Source organism: Balneatrix alpica DSM 16621, assembly GCF_000619885.1.
Taxonomy (GTDB): domain Bacteria; phylum Pseudomonadota; class Gammaproteobacteria; order Pseudomonadales; family Balneatricaceae; genus Balneatrix; species Balneatrix alpica.
On the sequence record NZ_JHUZ01000011.1, the window covers coordinates 510,728 to 527,085 of the forward strand.

At 52.7% G+C, this 16,358-nt stretch carries 12 protein-coding genes and 5 tRNA genes; all 17 read right to left on the reverse strand.

The window, feature by feature from the left end:
- Positions 1–25: 25 nt before the first annotated feature.
- Complete coding sequence (rpoC, locus tag Q334_RS0106355; protein ID WP_027312476.1) at positions 26–4,270, reverse strand: DNA-directed RNA polymerase subunit beta'; 4,245 nt, start codon at positions 4,268–4,270, stop codon at positions 26–28.
- A 75-nt stretch (positions 4,271–4,345) separates the two neighbouring features.
- Complete coding sequence (gene rpoB, locus Q334_RS0106360) at positions 4,346–8,464, reverse strand: DNA-directed RNA polymerase subunit beta (protein WP_027312477.1); 4,119 nt, start codon at positions 8,462–8,464, stop codon at positions 4,346–4,348.
- Between the two features lie 214 nt (positions 8,465–8,678).
- Positions 8,679–9,050 carry a 50S ribosomal protein L7/L12 gene (gene rplL, locus Q334_RS0106370; protein ID WP_035460887.1) on the reverse strand — a complete coding sequence of 124 codons (372 nt, stop codon included), beginning with the start codon at positions 9,048–9,050 and terminating at the stop codon, positions 8,679–8,681.
- A 79-nt stretch (positions 9,051–9,129) separates the two neighbouring features.
- Positions 9,130–9,627: a 50S ribosomal protein L10 gene (gene rplJ, locus Q334_RS0106375; protein ID WP_027312479.1), complete on the reverse strand. Its 498-nt coding sequence runs from the start codon at positions 9,625–9,627 to the stop codon at positions 9,130–9,132.
- A 184-nt stretch (positions 9,628–9,811) separates the two neighbouring features.
- Complete coding sequence (gene rplA, locus Q334_RS0106380; protein WP_027312480.1) at positions 9,812–10,507, reverse strand: 50S ribosomal protein L1; 696 nt, start codon at positions 10,505–10,507, stop codon at positions 9,812–9,814.
- Positions 10,507–10,938: a 50S ribosomal protein L11 gene (rplK, locus tag Q334_RS0106385; protein WP_027312481.1), complete on the reverse strand. Its 432-nt coding sequence runs from the start codon at positions 10,936–10,938 to the stop codon at positions 10,507–10,509. The genes rplA and rplK overlap by 1 nt, the downstream gene beginning before the upstream one ends.
- 72 nt (positions 10,939–11,010) lie before the next feature.
- Positions 11,011–11,544 carry a transcription termination/antitermination protein NusG gene (gene nusG / locus Q334_RS0106390; RefSeq protein ID WP_027312482.1) on the reverse strand — a complete coding sequence of 178 codons (534 nt, stop codon included), beginning with the start codon at positions 11,542–11,544 and terminating at the stop codon, positions 11,011–11,013.
- A gap of 10 nt (positions 11,545–11,554) precedes the next feature.
- The gene (gene secE, locus Q334_RS0106395) at positions 11,555–11,923 is read right to left on the reverse strand and encodes a preprotein translocase subunit SecE (RefSeq protein ID WP_027312483.1); all 369 of its coding nucleotides are present in this window, start codon (positions 11,921–11,923) and stop codon (positions 11,555–11,557) included.
- 75 nt (positions 11,924–11,998) lie between these two features.
- Positions 11,999–12,074: transfer RNA gene (locus tag Q334_RS0106400), tRNA-Trp, on the reverse strand.
- A 98-nt stretch (positions 12,075–12,172) separates the two neighbouring features.
- Positions 12,173–12,248 (reverse strand) — tRNA-Thr (locus Q334_RS0106405).
- 10 nt (positions 12,249–12,258) lie between these two features.
- Positions 12,259–12,333 (reverse strand) — tRNA-Gly (locus Q334_RS0106410).
- Between the two features lie 4 nt (positions 12,334–12,337).
- Positions 12,338–12,421: transfer RNA gene (locus Q334_RS0106415), tRNA-Tyr, on the reverse strand.
- Positions 12,422–12,438: 17 nt separating this feature from the next.
- A tRNA-Thr gene (locus Q334_RS0106420) sits at positions 12,439–12,514 on the reverse strand.
- A gap of 48 nt (positions 12,515–12,562) precedes the next feature.
- Entirely contained in the window at positions 12,563–13,204 is a 642-nt protein-coding gene (locus tag Q334_RS0106425; RefSeq protein ID WP_027312484.1) for a hypothetical protein, read from the reverse strand.
- Positions 13,205–13,963, reverse strand: coding sequence for a type III pantothenate kinase (locus Q334_RS19890; protein ID WP_051527569.1), 759 nt, complete (start codon positions 13,961–13,963; stop codon positions 13,205–13,207).
- Positions 13,944–14,927, reverse strand: a complete 984-nt coding sequence (birA, locus tag Q334_RS0106435) for a bifunctional biotin--[acetyl-CoA-carboxylase] ligase/biotin operon repressor BirA (RefSeq protein ID WP_027312485.1) — start codon at positions 14,925–14,927, stop codon at positions 13,944–13,946. Before birA ends, Q334_RS19890 begins: the two co-directional genes overlap by 20 nt.
- Positions 14,924–16,324 (reverse strand): MBL fold metallo-hydrolase, encoded by a 1,401-nt coding sequence (locus Q334_RS0106440; protein WP_027312486.1) that lies wholly within the window; start codon positions 16,322–16,324, stop codon positions 14,924–14,926. The genes birA and Q334_RS0106440 overlap by 4 nt, the downstream gene beginning before the upstream one ends.
- Positions 16,325–16,358: the final 34 nt, after the last annotated feature.

A 16,358-nucleotide genomic window follows, 5' to 3' on the forward strand; every position in this document is an offset into this window, starting at 1 on the left:
ATTAAAAAACACTCAGAACGAATTCTTAGTGTTCAGAATGGCTTTGCTTCAATGCTTCGCTCAGAGCGGCGGCCACTTCTTCTGCCGTTGGTCCCTGGTTCACCTGCACTGCAGCCTGAGCCTTAGCACGCTTACGCTTGCGCTCGCTATGGTAAGCCAGACCCGTACCAGCGGGGATCAGACGACCCACTACCACGTTCTCTTTCAAGCCACGCAGATTATCACTCTTACCAGTCACAGCCGCTTCTGTTAGTACGCGGGTAGTTTCCTGGAAGGAGGCCGCAGAGATGAAGGACTCTGTCGCCAAGGAAGCCTTGGTGATACCCAACAGAATACGCTCGTATTTAGCTGGGAACTTACCTTCGCTCAATGCTTTTTCATTGGCTTCCAGCAACTGGGTGTACTCAATCTGATCGCCCTTGATCAGGTTAGTATCGCCGGCATCCAGTACATCAACTTTACGCAGCATCTGACGAACGATTACTTCGATGTGCTTATCGTTAATGGTTACACCCTGCAGACGATATACGTCTTGGATTTCATTAACGATGAACTTCGCCAGCTCACCTACACCCAGGATACGCAGGATATCGTGAGGGTTCGAAGGACCGTCAGCAATCACTTCACCACGCTCAACGTTTTCACCTTCGAATACGTTCAGCTGGCGCCACTTGGGAATCAGAACCTCAAAAGGTTCGCCCTCAGCGGGAGAGATCACCAAGCGCTTCTTGCCCTTGGTTTCTTTACCGAAGGACACCACACCAGAAACCTCTGCCAACAAGGCAGGCTCTTTCGGACGGCGCGCTTCGAACAGGTCCGCAACGCGAGGCAGACCCCCGGTGATATCTTTGTTACCGGACGATTCCTGCGGAATACGTGCCAGTACATCACCGGTTTTAATCACTGCACCGTCAGCAATATTCAATACCGCCTTGGCAGGCAGCATGTATTGAGCGGGAGCTCCCGAAGGCAGCAGCAGATCTTCGCCGTTCTCATCTAGCAGACGCAGAATGGGACGAATTTCCTTACCGGAGGCAGGACGATCCTTCGGTTCTAAAACTTCAATACTGGACAGACCTGTCAGCTCATCAGTCTGACGTTTAACGGTAATACCGTCTTCCAGGCCAGAGAACTTAATACGACCCGAGATTTCTGCCACGATTGGGTGAGTATGAGGGTCCCAGTTAGCGATGATGTCACCGGCTTCGACGCGCTGACCATCCTTAACCTTAATCACCGCACCATAGGGCAGCTTATAGCGCTCACGCTCACGACCGTGCTCATCAGTCACACCCAGTTCAGAAGAACGAGATACGGCAACTAGCATACCGTCATCACGCTGTACTGCTTTCAGGTTATGCAGACGAATCTCACCGCCGTTCTTCACCTGGATAGAGTCAACTGCCGCTGCTCGAGAGGCCGCACCACCGATGTGGAACGTACGCATGGTCAGCTGTGTACCAGGCTCACCGATGGATTGCGCTGCGATAACACCCACAGACTCACCCACGTTAACCAGGTGACCGCGACCTAGATCACGCCCATAGCAGCTTGCACAGATACCGTAGCGAGTTTGGCAAGCAATGGCAGAACGCACCACGATTTCATCAACCGAAGACAGGGCTTCGTCTTGTTCCAAACGCTCAACCCAGGCTTCATCAATCAAGGTGCCGCGCGGAATCAGTACATCGCCACTGCTGGGATCCAACACATCACGTGCCACGACACGACCCAGCACACGGGCGCCCAGCGGCAGTACAACGTCACCGCCTTCGATTACCGGGGTCATCACCAGACCCTCTTCGGTACCGCAGTCGATTTCGTTAACAACCAGGTCCTGCGCCACGTCAACCAGACGGCGGGTCAAGTAACCAGAGTTCGCAGTCTTCAGAGCGGTATCAGCCAGACCCTTACGCGCACCGTGGGTAGAGATAAAGTATTGCAGTACGCTTAGACCCTCACGGAAGTTTGCCGTGATCGGCGTTTCAATGATGGAGCCATCAGGCTTGGCCATCAGACCACGCATACCACCCAACTGACGCATCTGGGCAACACTACCCCCGGCGCCGGAGTCGGCCATCATGTAAACGGAGTTGAATGACTCTTGCTCAACGGAACGGCCTTCCGCATCGACAACAGTCTCTTTCTTCAACTCATCCATCATCGCCTTGGTCACTTCTTCGTTCGCACGAGACCAAAGGTCGATAACTTTGTTGTATTTTTCACCGGCGGTCACCAGACCGTCACGGAATTGTTGCTCGATTTCTTTTACTTCGGCCTCAGCGCGCTCAATGATCACAGCCTTGGCATCAGGAATAACGAAATCGTTCACACCTACTGACGAACCAGAACGGGCAGCAAAGCTGAAGCCCATGTACATCAACTGGTCAGCAAAAATAACGGTGTCTTTCAAACCAACACGGCGATAAGACTCGTTCAACAAACGAGAGATCGCCTTTTTCTTCATCGTCTGGTTGACCAGATCAAAGGGCAGACCTTTGGGAACGATATCAAACAACATCGCCCGACCAACGGTGGTATCCACCACACGGGTACGCTCTTCAACACCACCGTGAATATCACGAATCACTTCATGAATACGCACTTTGATACGGGCCTGCAGCTCAACCGCACGCTCACCAGTTTCGAGGTAGGTGTTATAGAACTTGTGGACTTCTTTCAGATCCGCAAACAGACGACCTGTGCCACGAGCATTGACTCGCTCGCGAGTCATGTAATACAGCCCCAATACCACGTCCTGGGAAGGAACGATGATAGGCTCGCCGTTCGCCGGTGAAAGGATGTTGTTGGTGGACATCATCAGCGCACGAGCTTCCAGCTGGGCCTCCAGCGTCAGCGGTACGTGAACTGCCATTTGGTCACCGTCAAAGTCGGCGTTATAGGCCGCACATACCAGCGGGTGCAGCTGAATTGCCTTACCTTCGATCAGCACAGGTTCAAAGGCCTGAATACCCAAACGGTGCAGAGTCGGTGCACGGTTCAGCAGGACGGGATGCTCGCGAATAACCTCTTCGAGGATATCCCAAACCACACCTTCTTCACGCTCAACCATCTTCTTGGCGGCTTTGATGGTAGTAGCCAGGCCTTTGACTTCCAGCTTCTGGAAGATAAAGGGCTTGAACAGCTCCAACGCCATCTTCTTCGGTAGACCGCACTGGTGCAGACGCAGAGTGGGACCTACAGTGATTACCGAACGACCGGAGTAGTCAACACGCTTACCCAACAGGTTCTGACGGAAGCGACCCTGTTTACCCTTAATCATATCGGCCAGGGACTTCAGCGGGCGCTTGTTAGAACCGGTGATCGCACGACCACGACGACCGTTATCCAGCAGGGCATCGACTGACTCCTGCAGCATACGCTTCTCGTTGCGCACGATGATGTCAGGTGCAGCCAGCTCCAGCAGACGCTTGAGACGGTTGTTACGGTTAATCACACGGCGGTACAGATCGTTCAGATCGGAGGTAGCAAAACGGCCACCATCCAGCGGCACCAGCGGACGCAGATCCGGCGGCAGCACGGGCAGTACGTTCAGAATCATCCACTCAGGCTTGTTGCCGGAGGAGACAAAGGCCTCCATCAACTTCAGGCGCTTGGACAGCTTCTTGATTTTGGTTTCAGAGTTGGTCTGGGGAATTTCTTCACGCAGACGGGCGATCTCTTCTTCCAGATCCAGATCACGCAGCAAACCCTGAATCGCCTCGGCACCCATGCGGGCATCGAACTCGTCGCCGTGCTCTTCCAGCTTCTCGTAATACTCTTCATCGTTCAGCAGCTGGCCACGCTCCAGGTCAGTCATACCCGGATCGATCACTACGAAGGATTCAAAATAGAGCACACGCTCGATATCACGCAGGGTCATATCCAGCAACAAGCCAATGCGGGAGGGCAGTGACTTCAGGAACCAAATGTGCGCAACAGGTGACGCCAGCTCGATGTGCCCCATGCGCTCACGACGCACTTTAGCCAGAGCAACTTCAACACCGCACTTCTCACAGATAACACCGCGATGCTTAAGACGCTTGTACTTACCGCACAAGCACTCATAGTCCTTGACAGGACCGAAAATTTTGGCACAGAACAGACCATCACGCTCCGGTTTAAAGGTGCGATAGTTGATGGTTTCTGGCTTCTTTACTTCACCAAATGACCAGGAACGAATCATGTCCGGCGAGGCCAGACCAATACGAATGGAGTCAAACTCCTGGTGCTGGGCTTGGTTTTTTAGCAGATTCAGCAAATCTTTCATTAGCCGTACCCCTGAGGCATTCTGTCGCGGGGAAGGCGAACCTTCCCCCTCAATCTTGTTACCTGTTCAGGAAACTCATTCAGTCTCCAGCTCGATATCAATACCGAGCGAGCGGATTTCCTTAACCAGTACGTTGAAGGACTCGGGCATGCCGGCCTCCATACGGTGATCGCCATCCACGATGTTCTTGTACATCTTGGTACGACCGTTAACGTCATCCGACTTGACCGTGAGCATTTCCTGCAGGGTGTAGGCTGCGCCATAGGCTTCCAGCGCCCACACCTCCATCTCACCGAAACGCTGACCACCGAACTGGGCCTTACCACCCAGCGGCTGCTGGGTAACCAGGCTATAAGAACCAGTAGAACGAGCGTGCATTTTGTCGTCTACCAAGTGGTTCAGCTTCAGCATATACATGTAGCCAACAGTAACCGGACGATCGAACTTCTCACCGGTACGACCGTCAATCAGAGTAATCTGACCACTGTCGTTGATACCTGCCAGACGCAGCATGTGCTTGATTTCTGCCTCCTTAGCACCGTCGAATACCGGCGTTGCCATGGGTACACCACCACGAAGGTTGTGTGCCAGCTCCAGCACTTCTTCGTCACTGAGGCTTTCCAGCTCTTCAGCCTTGGCAGGGCTATAACCAGCGATCGGGGCATTGTATACCTCGGCCAGGAAGCTACGGACTTCCTTCACTTTCTCAGCCTTGGCACGCTCCGCCTCAAGCATTGCGTTGATTTTCTTACCCAGACCTTTAGCAGCGGCACCCAAGTGGGTTTCTAGCACCTGACCTACGTTCATACGCGAAGGTACGCCCAGCGGGTTCAGAACGATATCAACTGGGTTGCCTTCTTCGTCATAAGGCATGTCCTCTACCGGCATAATGACGGAGATAACACCCTTGTTACCGTGACGACCGGCCATCTTGTCACCAGGCTGGATGCGACGCTTGGTGGCGACGTAGACCTTCACGATCTTCAATACGCCGGGCGCCAGATCATCACCCTGCTGCAACTTTTTCTTCTTGTCTTCGAACTTGTCTTCCTGCTTCTGACGGAACTCCTTCAGGTACTGCTGAGCTTTTTCCAGCAGTTCGATGGACTCTTCATCAGCCACACGAATCTTAAACCATTCAGCATGGGGCAGCGCTTGCAGATAAGTATCGGTAATCACCTCACCTTTCTTCAGGTTAGGACCACCGTCTACCGTCTTACCAATCAATGCCTGAGCCAGACGTTCGAAGGTTGCACGCTCAACAATACGGAACTCCTCGTTCAGATCCTTACGAATCTCATCGAGTTGCATCTGTTCAATTTCCAGCGCGCGCTTATCTTTCTGGACGCCATCACGGGTAAAGACTTGTACATCGATAACCTTACCGTAGGTGCCGGTCTTCACACGCAGTGAGGTGTCTTTCACATCAGAGGCTTTTTCACCGAAGATCGCACGCAGCAGTTTTTCTTCGGGTGTCAACTGAGTTTCACCCTTAGGCGTTACCTTACCTACCAGGATGTCACCAGGACCAACTTCAGCGCCAATGTGAACAATACCGGACTCATCCAACTTGCCCAGCGCGGACTCACCGACGTTGGGAATATCAGAGGTAATTTCCTCTGGCCCCAACTTGGTGTCACGTGCCACACAGGTCAGTTCCTGAATGTGGATAGTAGTGAAGCGGTCTTCTTCTACTACACGCTCAGAGATAAGGATGGAGTCCTCAAAGTTGTAACCATTCCAAGGCATAAAGGCGATGCGCATGTTCTGCCCCAGCGCCAGCTCACCCATATCCACGGAAGGACCATCCGCCAGAATGTCGTGACGATCAATCAGATCACCTTCACGCACGATCACGCGCTGATTAATACAGGTGTTCTGGTTGGAACGGACGTACTTGGTCAGGTTGTAAATATCAACACCAGCTTCGCCAGGTACGATCTCTTCCTCGTTAACCCGCACCACGATGCGCTTGGCGTCAACACGCTCAATTACACCGCCACGCTTAGCCACGATACAAACGCCTGAGTCACGCGCTACGTTGCGCTCCATGCCAGTACCCACCAGCGGCTTATCCGCCCGCAGGGTAGGCACAGCCTGACGTTGCATGTTCGATCCCATCAAGGCACGGTTAGCATCATCGTGCTCCAGGAAGGGAATCAAGGATGCAGCCACCGACACAACCTGACGGGGAGAAACATCCATATACTCGACACGATCAGGCGGCATAACGGTAAATTCGTTCTGGTGACGAACCTGAACCAGTTCATCTACCAGCTGGCCGTTACTGTCAGTTTTCGCTGACGCCTGAGCAATCACGTACTGACTTTCTTCGATAGCGGAAAGGTAAACGATCTCTTCAGTTACCAGGCCGTTCTCTACTTTGCGATAAGGACTCTCAAGGAAGCCATAACGGTTAGTACGCGCATAGGTTGCCAGCGAGTTGATCAGACCGATGTTAGGACCTTCAGGAGTCTCAATCGGACACACACGACCATAGTGAGTCGGGTGTACGTCACGCACTTCGAAACCAGCACGCTCACGGGTCAGACCACCTGGGCCCAAAGCAGAAACACGACGCTTGTGGGTAATCTCAGACAGAGGGTTGTTCTGATCCATAAACTGGGACAGCTGACTGGAGCCGAAGAACTCTTTTACTGCCGCTGCAACGGGTTTGGCATTGATCAAGTCCTGAGGCATCAAACCATCGCTTTCAGCCAACGACAGACGCTCACGCACAGCACGTTCAACACGTACCAGACCTACACGGAACTGGTTTTCAGCCATTTCACCAACGGAGCGGATACGGCGGTTACCCAGGTGATCGATATCGTCCACGGTACCTTTACCGTTACGGATAGCGATCAAAGTTTTCAGAACATCCGTGATGTCTTGGTTAGCGAGAACACCGGAGCCCACTTCTACCGCATTACCCTGTTCATCAACACGCGCAATACGGCGGTTAAACTTCATCCGCCCTACAGCAGACAGATCATAACGCTCAGGTGCAAAGAACAGGTTATTGAACAGGGTCTCTGCCGCTTCACGGGTGGGCGGCTCGCCAGGGCGCATCATGCGGTAGATTTCCACCAGCGCTTCCAACTGATTACGCGTCGGATCAATCGCCAGGGTATCGGACATGAAGGGACCGCAGTCGATATCATTGGTATACAAGGTTTCAATGCTATCGATACCTGCGTTGATCATTTTCTCCAGCAGTTCCAGGGTCACCTCGGAGTTACACTCAACGAGAAGTTCACCTGTGCTGGGATCAACCACATCCTTGGCAGTCACTTTACCAAGCAGATACTCAACAGGTACGTCCAGCTCAGTCAGGCCAGCTTTTTCCAGCTGACGGATATGACGAGCAGTAATACGACGCCCCTGTTCCACTACTACATTGCCATCCTGATCTTTGATATCGAAGCTCAGGGTTTCACCACGCAGACGCTCTGCTACCAGCTCCATGGAGATGCCGTCTTCGGTCAAACGGAAACGGCTGGTATCAAAGAACATGTCCAGAATTTCCTGGGAACTATAACCCAGGGCGCGCAGCAGAATACTAGCAGGCAGTTTACGACGACGGTCGATACGAACGAACACACAGTCCTTAGGATCGAACTCGAAGTCCAGCCAAGAGCCACGGTAAGGAATAATACGAGCGGAGTACAGCAGCTTACCGGACGAATGCGTCTTACCCTTGTCGTGATCGAAGAACACGCCAGGAGAACGGTGCAACTGCGATACGATAACTCGTTCGGTACCATTAACAACGAAGGTACCGTTATCAGTCATCAGGGGGATTTCCCCCATGTACACTTCCTGCTCTTTGATGTCTTTGATCGCCTTGTTGGGTGATTCCTTATCAAAAATCACCAGGCGAACTTTGACGCGCAGAGGGGCAGCGTAGGTCAAACCACGCAGCTGACACTCTTTAACATCAAAAGCAGGCTCACCCAGTCGATAGCTGACATACTCCAGAGAAGCATTGCCAGAGTAGGACTGGATTGGGAAGACGGACTTAAACGCAGCGTGGAGACCAATGTCTTTCCGCTGAGCCGGTGCTCTTCCAGTCTGCAGGAACTTGCGATAAGAATCGATTTGGATTGCCAACAAATACGGCACATCCATTACAGGGGGTAATTTCCCGAAATCCTTACGGATACGTTTCTTTTCTGTATACGTGTAAGCCATCAGCGTTCCCCAGCTTGTGCACCTGACTCAAATGACATAGCCCAACCCTTGCTCTCATCCGAGCCGTAAAGGGTCGCTTGTCCGATAAATTGAGCTATAGCGGATTGCTGCTCCATATGGGCTGCATTATAAGCGAGAAAAGGCCGGTGGCGATGGCCACCAGCCGCAATCAAATATTCTAACTCTAGGCAAAAAACAATGCCATAGGTTTGGATTACTTGATTTCTACAGTAGCGCCGGCTTCTTCCAGCTCTTTCTTCAGCTTTTCAGCTTCGTCTTTGCTGATGCCTTCCTTCAGAGTAGAAGGAGCGCCATCTACCATGTCTTTAGCTTCTTTCAGGCCCAGACCGGTAGCAGCACGTACTACTTTGATTACGTTAACTTTCTTCTCACCGCCTTCCTTCAGGATGACGTCGAATTCGGTCTTCTCTTCTACCGCTTCTGCAGCAGCAGCAGGACCAGCAGCTACAGCAGCAGCAGCGGTAACACCGAACTTCTCTTCCATCATCTTGATCAGCTCAACAACGTCCATTACGGACATTTCGGCAACGGCGTTGATGATGTCTTCTTTAGTGATAGCAGCCATTTTACTCAATTCCTAAACTATTCAGATCATGCTGCACAAAGCAGCATACTGTTAATCGATACTTGTGCACGCCTAAAAATTAGGCAGCAGCCTCTTTCTGATCGCGGATTGCAGCCAGAGTGCGAGCCAGCTTGCTGGTAGCGCCCTGAATCACGCTCATCAGCTGAGCAACTGCTTCGTCGTAAGTCGGCAGAGTTGCCAGCACGTCAATTTGAGCAGCGTCCATGAACTTACCTTCGTAAGCCAGACCTTTCACTTCAAACTTGTCGTTGCCTTTAGCAAACTCTTTAAAAATACGGGCGCCAGCGCCAGGATGCTCGTTAGAGAAAGCAATCAGAGTAGGACCCTTGAATACTTCGTTTAAGCATTCAAACTGAGTACCTTCCATTGCGCGACGAGCCAGAGTGTTACGCACTACACGCACATACACACCGCTCTCGCGAGCTTTCTTACGCAGCCCGGTCATGTCAGATACAGACACACCACGGGCATCAGCAACCACGGCAGAAAGGGCACCTTGGGCGACTTCGGCGACTTCGGCAACAATGGCCTTTTTGTCTTCGAGTTTCAAAGCCACGGGCTTTCTCCTGGATGATCTATTACCACACCCCCAGAGGGGGTACTCGTTTGGTGGTCAGATCCAGCGCTTGTCTGAATCGGGACACCATCTGCGCAGGCAATTAAGAGCCGAAACTCACCTGCGGTCTTTGACGGCCCCCGGCGCTTATCCAGGGACCCCAAAGTTCGATTAGCAGCATGAATTATACGTTCAGGCTGCCTTGATCCACTGCCAGGCCGGGGCCCATAGTGGTAGACAGGGTGATCTTCTTCAGATAAACACCCTTAGCAGAAGCAGGCTTGGCCTTTTTCAGGTCATTAACCAGTGCTTCCAAGTTTTCTTTGATCGCATTCGCTTCAAAGCCCAGCTTACCCAGGCTGCAGTGAATGATACCGTTCTTGTCAGTACGGTAGCGCACCTGACCAGATTTAGCATTCTTAACCGCAGTAGCAACGTCAGGAGTCACGGTACCAACCTTGGGGTTAGGCATCAGACCACGCGGACCCAGAATCTGGCCCAGCTGACCCACCACACGCATAGCATCAGGAGTCGCGATCACAACATCAAAGTCCATCTTGCCGCCCTTAACGGACTCAGCCAGGTCTTCGAAGCCAACTACATCCGCACCTGCCGCTTTCGCCGCTTCAGCGTTAGCGCCCTGAGCAAACACAGCAACGCGAACAGTTTTACCGGTGCCATTAGGCAGAACGGTAGAGCCACGCACTACTTGGTCTGATTTACGCGGATCAACACCCAGGTTAACAGCCACGTCAATAGACTCAACAAAACCAGCCTTGGGCAGATCAGCCAGTACACTTACCGCTTCTTCTACAGAGTAGAACTTACCAGCCTGTACTTTTTCAGCGATCAGCTTGGCACGCTTAGTCAACTTAGCCATTACACGCCCTCCACTTCCAGACCCATAGAACGCGCGCTACCAGCGATGGTACGCACAGCTGCATCCATATCGGCGGCAGTCAGGTCGGGCATTTTAGCCTTAGCAATTTCTTCCAGCTGAGCCCGGTTAACAGTACCCACTTTCTGGGTATTGGGACGGCTAGAACCACTCTTGATACCAGCAGCCTTCTTCAACAGGATGGAAGCAGGCGGAGTTTTGGTTTCAAAAGTAAAGCTACGATCAGCATATACAGTAATAACAACAGGAATCGGCAGGCCGGGCTCCAGGCTCTGAGTACGAGCGTTGAAAGCCTTACAGAATTCCATGATGTTCACACCATGCTGACCCAGAGCAGGACCAACGGGGGGGCTGGGGTTCGCTTGACCAGCCTTAACTTGCAGCTTGATATAAGCTGAAATCTTCTTAGCCATGTTTTACTCCAAATTTGGGTTAAACGCCCCAAAGGGCTCCCCGATATGAGGCGGCCGCAGCCCCCTCCCTCATCAAGCCTTTTCGACCTGACCGAATTCCAGCTCCACAGGAGTGGAGCGACCGAAGATCAGCACTGCCACCTGCAGGCGATTCTTCTCATAATTCACTTCTTCGACCACACCGTTGAAATCAGCAAAGGGACCATCAGTCACCCGCACGATCTCGCCTGGCTCAAATACGGTCTTAGGCTTGGGCTTATCCACACCAGACTCAACACGCTGCAGGATGGCCTGAGCCTCACGCTCAGTAATAGGAGCTGGCTTATCCGCCGTCCCACCGATAAAACCCATCACCCGAGGAGTCTCTTTAACCAAGTGCCAAGATGCGTCATTCATTTCCATCTGCACCAGCACATAGCCAGGATAGAACTTACGCTCACTCTTACGCTTAACACCATTCTTGATCTCTACCACCTCTTCAGTGGGAACCAGAATGTCACCAAACAGATCTTCCATCGCATGCATGCGCACCCGCTCTTTCAGCGCACGCATGACATTCTTCTCAAACCCTGAATAGGCGTGTACCACATACCAACGCATTGACATCGCCATCTCCTTAACCAATCAAACCAGACACAGCCCAACTAAGCAGGGAATCCAACGCCCACATCAGCAGAGAGGTCAGTAACACAACAGCTACGACAATCAACGTTGTTTGGGTGGTTTCCTGGCGATTCGGCCAAACCACCTTACGCACTTCATTTTTGGACTCTTTTAGCAACGCAAAAAAAGCTTTGCCCTTCGCTGTCTGCAACGCCACCAGCGCCGCCACCACAGCCAAGGCTAGCAAAGCCAGCACACGATACAGCAAGGAGTACTCGGAATAGACAGAATTACCCACTACGCCAACCGCAACCAGCGCAGCAACAACAATCCACTTCAAAGAATCCAGTTTAGATTCCTGAACTTCTGCCTTCCCACTCATCCAGGCGCCTCTTAAAGTACTGATTTAGTTGATTAATGCGTGCCAGCTTGTGGCCAAGAGAGTCTATCAACGAGATGGCAGGGCAGGAGGGATTCGAACCCCCAACATTCGGTTTTGGAGACCGACGTTCTGCCGTTGGAACTACTGCCCTAGATTCTCGAACCAGCCGGGTCGCGTATCTTATACACCGACTGTTCAACTTGCAAGCAGTTTATCGACCACTTACAAAACCCATCACATTGATATGCATGGAGCTCATGAGCAGACTTGAACTGCCGACCTCACCCTTACCAAGGGTGTGCTCTACCAACTGAGCTACATGAGCATTTTTGACTTGGAGCGGGCAGTGGGAATCGAACCCACATCATCAGCTTGGAAGGCTGAGGTAATAGCCATTATACGATGCCCGCTTAATGGTGGTGGGGGGTGGATTCGAACCACCGAAGCTCGCGCGTCAGATTTACAGTCTGATCCCTTTGGCCACTCGGGAACCCCACCACTTTTTCCTACTTTACTGGTGCCGGCACCAGGAATCGAACCCGGGACCTACTGATTACAAGTCAGTTGCTCTACCGACTGAGCTATACCGGCGCAAAGTAGATGCCTAGTGACTAGGCGGGGCGTATATTACTTAACGCCCTACCCCGATGCAACCCTATCACAGGGTATTTTTTCAACTTGAGGCAAGATTTTTTCTTGAGAAATCAGTTTGTTGGATAAAGCCTGCAACTCCGCCTCTGATAATGGCAATTGCCACTGCTGCACATAACGGCTCAAAAGATGAACTTTCGCCTCTAGCCCTGCCTCCACCGCCTGTTGCTTTACCCACTCAGCCAAGCTATGCCGCCCATAAACCCCAAGGGACCAATAACCACGCAATTCCCCTTGATTAATCGGCAGCATCTCGACTTTAAGCAGCTTTGCCAACCCTTGCAGGCGCTGCTGCTGTTGCCCATCCGGAGGTGAAGCATACACCCAGTAATCACCGGGCAAATTCGCCTGCACTGCTCGTAGCGGCAAATTAACACCGTACTGCTGCCACCATTGTTGCCAATAGCGCGCTTGATGCTCATCACTAAACAGCCAGGCTGGACACTCTCCCTGCTGCACAGGCGGGCGAACGCTTAACGCCTCAGGACTCAACTCGCTCAACAAACGAACCTGTTTAGCGGCTAAGACTGGCAGGCTCAGAGGAGCCGCGCTTTGCCATTGCCATTGCTGCCAGCCATACCAGCCCAACAACAGGTTCACACCTAGCAATGGCAACCACCAGCGCCCCATCTATTGTTCCTCACCCCACTGCACCATCAGGCCATCCAGCACCAATTCATCATGCCAGCTGGTTTCCAGGCGTGGCTGCCGCTGCTGACGATAGAACTCAAGCAAACTTTGCCCATCCCCACCAGCAAATATCCAGAGCGGATTGCTCAGCTGCTGCAACAGAACCTGCTCAACTTGATTCAACATCCCCAGCTCAAGCACCATCTCCGCATTAAGTACACAAGCCTCTGTCACCACTCCAGGCATCAGCTCTGGCTGCCGTTCCTGCAGCATATGAATTTGATGGGTATTACCCAGCAGCGCCCGACGACGCATCTGCCGACCTGGAAAGATATAGCCTCCCAAGTGAGCGCCATCTTGCCGTAGCAGATCCAACGTTACTGCACTTCCCGCCTGCAAAATGGCAACATCACGCTGCGGATAGGCTCGCTTAGCAGCCAACAATGCCAGCCAGCGATCCACCCCCAAACGCTGCCACTGCTGATACGCATTACGGACACCAGCAGCTTCCTGCTGAGTTTGCGCACGCCAAAAACCAATCCCACACTGAGCCAAGTCTTGCTCCAACTGCCTCAACAGATCGAGATTCGCCACCGACGCAATCGCCACAACCTCCACCTGATACTGAATTGCCAGCGGAGTCAGCGCCAACAATTCATCACTGACAAGCACTCCCCTAGCGCACCAATGCCCTGCGTTACCATAGCGCCACTTGATGCGGGTATTACCAACATCCACCTCAAGGCGTGAGCTTGGCACGAACACTCACCTCTCCCCCATAGAATACTTGCCGTCCCTGAGCAGTCTGCAATTCCAACCCACCACCCAAGTCAATCCCAGTCAACACCCCATCAATCTGCTGCGCCCCGGAAGTCAAACTAACCGCCTGGTTCAACCACAAACCATACTTCAACCACTCCTCACGCAAGGGGGCAAAGCCCCCCAGTTGAAAAGCTTCGAGCAAAGGCACAAGCCGATTGAGCAATGCCGCCAGCAGCTGTGTACGCCCCACATCAGTTGGCAAATAAGGTCGCAAACTACACCAAGGCTGATCAATACTGGCAGCATCTTCGCTATGCATATCAACATTAATCCCGACACCAATCACCACCTGACAGCGACCACTTGCCTCAGCATTCAACTCCAGCAAAATACCGGCTACTTTACGCCCCTGCACCCAAACATCGTTCGGCCACTTTAGCGCAACGCCCTCAACTCCTAGCCGTTCAAGCGCCTGGGCCAACGCCAGCCCTACCACCAAACTCAAACCTTCCAAGCTACCGGGACCGGTTTCAAACTCCCAAACCAGAGATAGGTAAATATTCTGCGCAAAAGGACTAATCCACTGCCTTCCACGCCGTCCGCGCCCCTGACGCTGGTGCTCTGCGATGATCAATACCCCCCCAGCATCAGCCTGTTGAGTGCGCTCAAGCGCTAAGCGATTGGTGGAGTCGAGACTCAAGTAATATTCCGGGCGCAAGCGCGATTGCAGCTCAGGCTGCAACCATTGAGGAAGCGCATCCATATCAATCAATTCAATCGCATGCGCTAATCGATAACCCTTACCCTGCACAGCATGGAGATCCAATCCCCACTCCGCTAAGCCCTGTAGGTGTTTCCACACAGCGGTACGACTCACACCCAACTCTCGCCCCAGCCAGGCCCCTGAACACCAACGTCCGCCAGCCAATAACTGCACCAACTTAAACTGCAACTCGCTCAAAGTTCACCCTCGTTCCAGTCACCATCCCGCTCAAACAACTCCACCTGCTCTCCCAGCTCCGGACTGCGCACCTCTCTCCAGCCCAAGCGGCTATGTATATGCTCAACCATCGCCGACGCTGCTGCCGTTTCTCCATGAGTTACAAACACTTGCTGGGGCGGCGTTTTAATCTGCACTAACCACTGCAGAATATCTTCATAATCACCGTGCGCAGATAAGGCCTCCAGATTAAGCACCTCTGCCTTCACCGCCACCTGCTCACCCAGCAACTTGATATACTCCGCCCCCTGCACCATCGCCTGCCCTCGCGTACCCGCCGCCTGAAACCCCAAAAAAAGAATGGTGTTAGCCGGATTAGGCGCCAAATAACGCAAGTGGTGCAGCACCCGCCCACCGGTCGCCATCCCACTGGCAGAAACGATAATGGACGGGAAACGCTGCTGCGCCAGCGCCTGAGACTCCTCCACCGTGCGTACATAGGTCGTCATAGCATCAATACGCTGGCACTGCGCTGCAGTAAGGCGATGAGAAGCATGCTCATCACAGAAAATTTCGGTGGCACTAATCGCCATAGGGCTATTGAGATAAACCGGTAGTTTGGGAATCCGCCCTGCTTCCTGCAATTGCTGAATCAAATACAACACTAACTGTGCTCGCCCCACCGCAAAGGCTGGCAATAGCAGAGTTCCACCTCGTTTACAGGTACGATTGATCACCTCCGCCAACGCTTCCAAAGCATCGATCTGTGGGTGCCGCCTATCACCGTAGGTAGATTCGACCACCAGTACATCAGCACGCTTGACTGGCGTTGGTGGATACTCGATCCAGTCCTGCTGCCTTCCTAGGTCGCCACTAAACAGCAACACTCGATGCCCATTGCTGATTTGCACACTGGTCGCACCAAGAATATGCCCTGCCTCTTCAAAACGCAGGGTGAGACCAGGAGCCACTTCGATGTATTGGCTCAATGGCTGCGGACGAAACAGGGTTAGCGCATATCGAGCCTCCTCTTCGGTATAGAGTGGCTCTGCCGGATGATGCTTCGAATAACCATGTTTATTAGCGTAGCGAGCCTCTTCCTCTTGCAAAAAGCCAGAGTCAGGCAACAGCAAACCACAAAGCTTGGCCGTTCCGACACTCGCATACACCGGGCCATTGAATCCAGCTTTTACCAGAGCTGGCAGATAGCCACTATGGTCAATATGGGCGTGGGTCAGAATCACTGCATCCAAACTGGCGGGATCAACGGGAAAAGGCGCTCGATTGCGCAGACGCAGATCTTTTAATCCTTGAAACAGGCCCGCATCGACTAGCAAGCGAGCCCCTTTCCACTCTACGAGATACTTGGAACCTGTTACGGTCTGCACCCCACCCAAAAAGGTTAAACGACATGCCATAGCTCTGTTCCTTTCTGTGCGGGGCCGCCAACCA